Below are 4,133 nucleotides of genomic sequence, written 5' to 3' on the forward strand. Positions count from 1 at the left end.
ATAAATAGAGTAAATTATTGCAAACTAGTATAAAGTAATGGATAAATTAGCCACCATTTTTGGTGGCTTAAATATATCCAGGAATCATATCTTTAATTTCTTGCTCTGCATTTTCTAATCCAGCTATCCATAACTCAACTAATTTTACACCATCAATTAATTCAATATCTAATCCTTCAGCATATTCCATTGCTGCCTTAGTGAATGAACTTGTAGTTACTACATAACCGCCTTTTGCTCCATGTTTGACCATATTAGAATGTAATATAGCTATCGGATCAAACGCCATATCTCCTTTGTAACATTTTACTTGACCAAGGAATCTTCCCTCGTCTGTTTCATGCTCAAAATCCACTCCGAAATCACCTGTAGGCGGTGATACCCACGTGCTACCTCCCCTTGCTCTTTCAAAGACTTCTGCAACAAACGATTCAAATGTAAATGGGTCTTGTTTGATAAAAACTGAATTAGACCTAACTTCATTTTTATCGCCATCCACTTCATTTCTAAACCTTAAATACAAACCCATTGCCAAAGTTCTTTTCATATCTTCGCTTGTATCAATATGATGTGCCAATAAAGCAGTTTTGTAGTGATTCTTTCTTTTAGTTAACTGAAATTGTATAAATGCTGCCACTAAGACAACTGCGATCATAATCTCTACTAATAGCACTATATCACCTCCTTATATTAAAGGTATTGGCAAAATTATTATTAAATATTCAAAAAAAAATAATATATGAATTGTTTAATTATTGGATTATGCCCCTTTATTAATTTAAACGGTTATCAACAGAACTAACGTTCCTGTTTATGGTATAATAAAAACAAATATTGTAAATAAACCATGAGGAGATGAAAGGATTATATGTGGGAAAAAATCAAAGGAATAGACATTGCTTTATACATTTTCATTTTGACGGGATTAGGATATTTAATTACATTTCTTTATGAATGGGGATATAATTACTATTACAGTCTACCGATAGAATTTATCGAGTTAACAGTTTCAAATATCACCAAGAGTTTAGTGATGATATGTATTATTTTTGGTCTTGGTTACATTAATAATTTATTCTTGCACAAAGAAACAGATTTTAATCGTTTAATAAAAAAGACACTTTTACCCTCTGTCCAAGTTCAAAATTCAAAATTAAGCTTTTTTTATCAAGGTTTATGTGTATTAGGAATTGCCCTTTTTGCCTTCCACTTGGTTTGGAACAACCCAGCTGATAAGTTTCTATTTTATTGCTTAATTTTAATATTTATTTATTTTTATTCATTACTAAAAAAATATAAAAATCTTACTTTAACACTTGGAATTATTTTCCTTTTAATACTTCCTTTTTACTCTGGATACTTTATTGCAAAACAAAAACAGAACTACCTTTTTATCGATAATGAAGTTGTAATTAGAGTTTATGAAAGTAAATTAATTACTGCAAAGTTTGATCAAACTAAAAATAAAATTACTCCAGATTTTAAACTACATTTAATAGATAATATTGCAGATCAAGATATATCATTAAAGATGATAAAAATAAAACACTCCACGATTAAGTCTCCTTAAATATGGCATATTGCGCTCGTTTTCATATTTATTAGCTTGATCTAGATAAGTTAAATTTAGACGGAATACAATTAGTCTACCTATAAATAAAGAGGAAAAAAGGCTAGTATTAATCAAAGAATAAGCATAATTCGTACCATATATTCACACTTATTGATTAATACTAGCTAAATGAAATGCTGATCTCTTTCTACTAATCGGAACTTTGTACTGGATGCCTTTTAGTTTATCATCCTTAAAGTATTCAGCTATAGCTTCAAAGTCGTGATAGCTTCGTTTAATTCTTCGTATAACCTCTTTAGATTCTGTATATAGACAATAAACATTATTATCATACTTCCAAACTTCAGTCATATTTCATCACTCCCAATTAAAGAAGCCCTCCATTATCGGAAGGCTTACTCTCTATCTCAATTTACTCAACTTATGACCGCCTCACATATTAGCACTAAAAGCCCTTTTAGAGTCCTATCTTGATTCTTCACTTTCCAATTTTTATCCATCAAATTAAACGTACCGTTCACCTTAAATCTATTTCTATTTGTTTCATTATCCTGCACTGTCACGATAATTCGATTTTCTGCAACAAGTATCTGACCTCCAATAATCTTGAAGCTGTCATTATCAACAATTGAAGGAATTTGTATAGGCTCACCTTGTACTTGGATTTCAATTGGTCTGCCATATTTATCTCTAACAATTTCACCATTTTCATCTCTCTTTAATTCTGTTCTAATCTCTCCTGCAACTTCAATCACATAATTACAATGTCTTATTTTAGCTTTAAACTTACCCTGACGTTTAATTGTAGATTCACCAATGGTAAGGAAAATTTCATCACCTATTGTTACAATATCGCCCTGTAAGACACCTTCAAGGGTATGTATATATCGTTCTTCCTTTTTTGACATTTTAGGATTTGTAATAATGACTCGACGTTTCACATTGTTAATTAACACTGACTGGCCTGTTAATTCAAATAGAAATTGCAAATCATCTGCATTAACACTAAACATAGAAGCACCCCCTAATTCGAATACAACATGAAGGAATTTGTATTATTTTGTATTTCATCATCCGTCTTTAACGTGCGAATTTTTCTTGTTAATTGATCTATTCTTGAAAGTAAATTCTCATGAAAATCTGATACTGTCATATCATCCAGTTTGTACGATTTCATTCCACTTGGATTATTAGCAATTGATTCTAATACACTTAAAGCCGATTGATACATGTTTTTCTTATTAGTTGCTGATTGTGGGTTATATTCATTAAAAGGCTGCAAGTCGTTTTCTTGAAGGTAAATAGTTAATTCTGATTGGGAAAGGTTAATACCTTTTGTTTCTAATTCTAGGCGTTGTAGGTTGTTCATGTAATCATTCCTTTCTGTAAAATAAAAAAAAGCCACTATTTAAAGTGACCTTAAAACTAATCTTGACATGCTTTTCTAAATAAAATTTCTTTTAATTGCTCATGAAATTCAAAGATTTTATCAATTAAACTTTGTAATTCTTCCGAAGTATAGTCAAAATCAAAATCATTATGCCCATAGCATTGAATAACCTTTTTCACCGCTATTTCATACCTTCCAATGGCTCTTTCAAGATCAAGAATATCTTCCTGTACAAGTTTATAAGTAGCATTTTTATATTCATCAATCCTAGAAATAACGTGATTTTCAGAAATTTCAACATCTCTTCTAGATGTAATTCTTCTAAAGATATTATTACGTGTTTCAAAAAAATGTTTATCGTTATATTTTCTAATACTTCTATCATATTGATATTTATTAATAATTTCATTAATATTCATTATTTTAACATCTCCCTTCTATCTACTACTTTCGATACAAAGGGAGGGATTTCCTTTTATTTGCCTTGCATTTGTTTTACTCTTGCCATATTACCTTGACCGCTTTTATAGGCTCTACTTGGAATTTCAGCAGTCACCATAATATCAGCACTTGTTCCATCAATTATATAATCGTAAAGTTCTTTAAATGATTTCCTATGAAAATATAAGTACCAAGAATCAGAATAACCTCCACCAGTAGGAGTTAATCTTCCACAGAAAAGATCAGTTTCATTGGTAAACCCGTAATTATAATAATCACAAAGTTCAACCTCACCCTCTAGGAAGAAAGGTCTATCCAAATTATTTGGCATATTATATCTTACTTCATTAGCAGTTAATTTTACTCTATTTTCAGTCATATATTTTTCTATTTTGTTTTCTTCCTCAAGCATTTTACTTGCAACTTGTATAGAAATAGAATCGGCAACAAACTCAGTATCTAGTTTACTTAATGTTAAGTTTGTATTTCCGAGGATGTTTTCTAATTTTGAATAATATTTATCATAATCAGCACGATCATCTTGGGAAATATCACCAAATATTTTTTTAATACCTAGTTTTAGAAATTCGAGATTAAGACGTCTTAAACTGTCAATAACTTCCTCTTCTTTCTCGGTTAATTCTACATCATTATAACTAGATACAAATGCTAAAAATGCATCATTATACCCATCAGGCATTTGTTCATTTTCATCTAATACTTTATTTA

The 4,133-nt window shown here is 30.0% G+C and carries 7 protein-coding genes; 1 reads left to right on the top strand and 6 read right to left on the bottom strand.

Annotated features, from left to right (window positions below):
* Positions 1-67: 67 nt before the first annotated feature.
* Entirely contained in the window at positions 68-673 is a 606-nt protein-coding gene (locus tag V7149_RS21455) for a restriction endonuclease (RefSeq protein ID WP_335347627.1), read from the bottom strand.
* A 195-nt stretch (positions 674-868) separates the two neighbouring features.
* On the opposite strand from V7149_RS21455, the gene V7149_RS21460 reads away from it, so the two are divergent.
* Positions 869-1,570, top strand: a complete 702-nt coding sequence (locus tag V7149_RS21460; protein ID WP_335347628.1) for a hypothetical protein — start codon at positions 869-871, stop codon at positions 1,568-1,570.
* Positions 1,571-1,720: 150 nt separating this feature from the next.
* Here V7149_RS21460 and V7149_RS21465 read toward each other — a convergent pair whose 3' ends face one another.
* The 5 genes from V7149_RS21465 to V7149_RS21485 all read right to left on the bottom strand — a co-directional run.
* Entirely contained in the window at positions 1,721-1,924 is a 204-nt protein-coding gene (locus V7149_RS21465) for a hypothetical protein (RefSeq protein ID WP_335347629.1), read from the bottom strand.
* A gap of 65 nt (positions 1,925-1,989) precedes the next feature.
* The gene (locus tag V7149_RS21470) at positions 1,990-2,586 is read right to left on the bottom strand and encodes a hypothetical protein (RefSeq protein ID WP_335347630.1); all 597 of its coding nucleotides are present in this window, start codon (positions 2,584-2,586) and stop codon (positions 1,990-1,992) included.
* An 11-nt stretch (positions 2,587-2,597) separates the two neighbouring features.
* Positions 2,598-2,942, bottom strand: coding sequence for a hypothetical protein (locus V7149_RS21475; protein ID WP_335347631.1), 345 nt, complete (start codon positions 2,940-2,942; stop codon positions 2,598-2,600).
* Between the two features lie 56 nt (positions 2,943-2,998).
* Complete coding sequence (locus V7149_RS21480; protein WP_335347632.1) at positions 2,999-3,382, bottom strand: hypothetical protein; 384 nt, start codon at positions 3,380-3,382, stop codon at positions 2,999-3,001.
* Positions 3,383-3,438: 56 nt separating this feature from the next.
* Positions 3,439-4,133, bottom strand: a 695-nt coding sequence (locus tag V7149_RS21485) for a hypothetical protein (RefSeq protein ID WP_335347633.1), incomplete at its 5' end; no start/stop codon positions are given.

Origin of the sequence: Bacillus sp. JJ1503, from assembly GCF_036965125.1 — a bacterium.
GTDB lineage: Bacteria > Bacillota > Bacilli > Bacillales > Cytobacillaceae > Cytobacillus.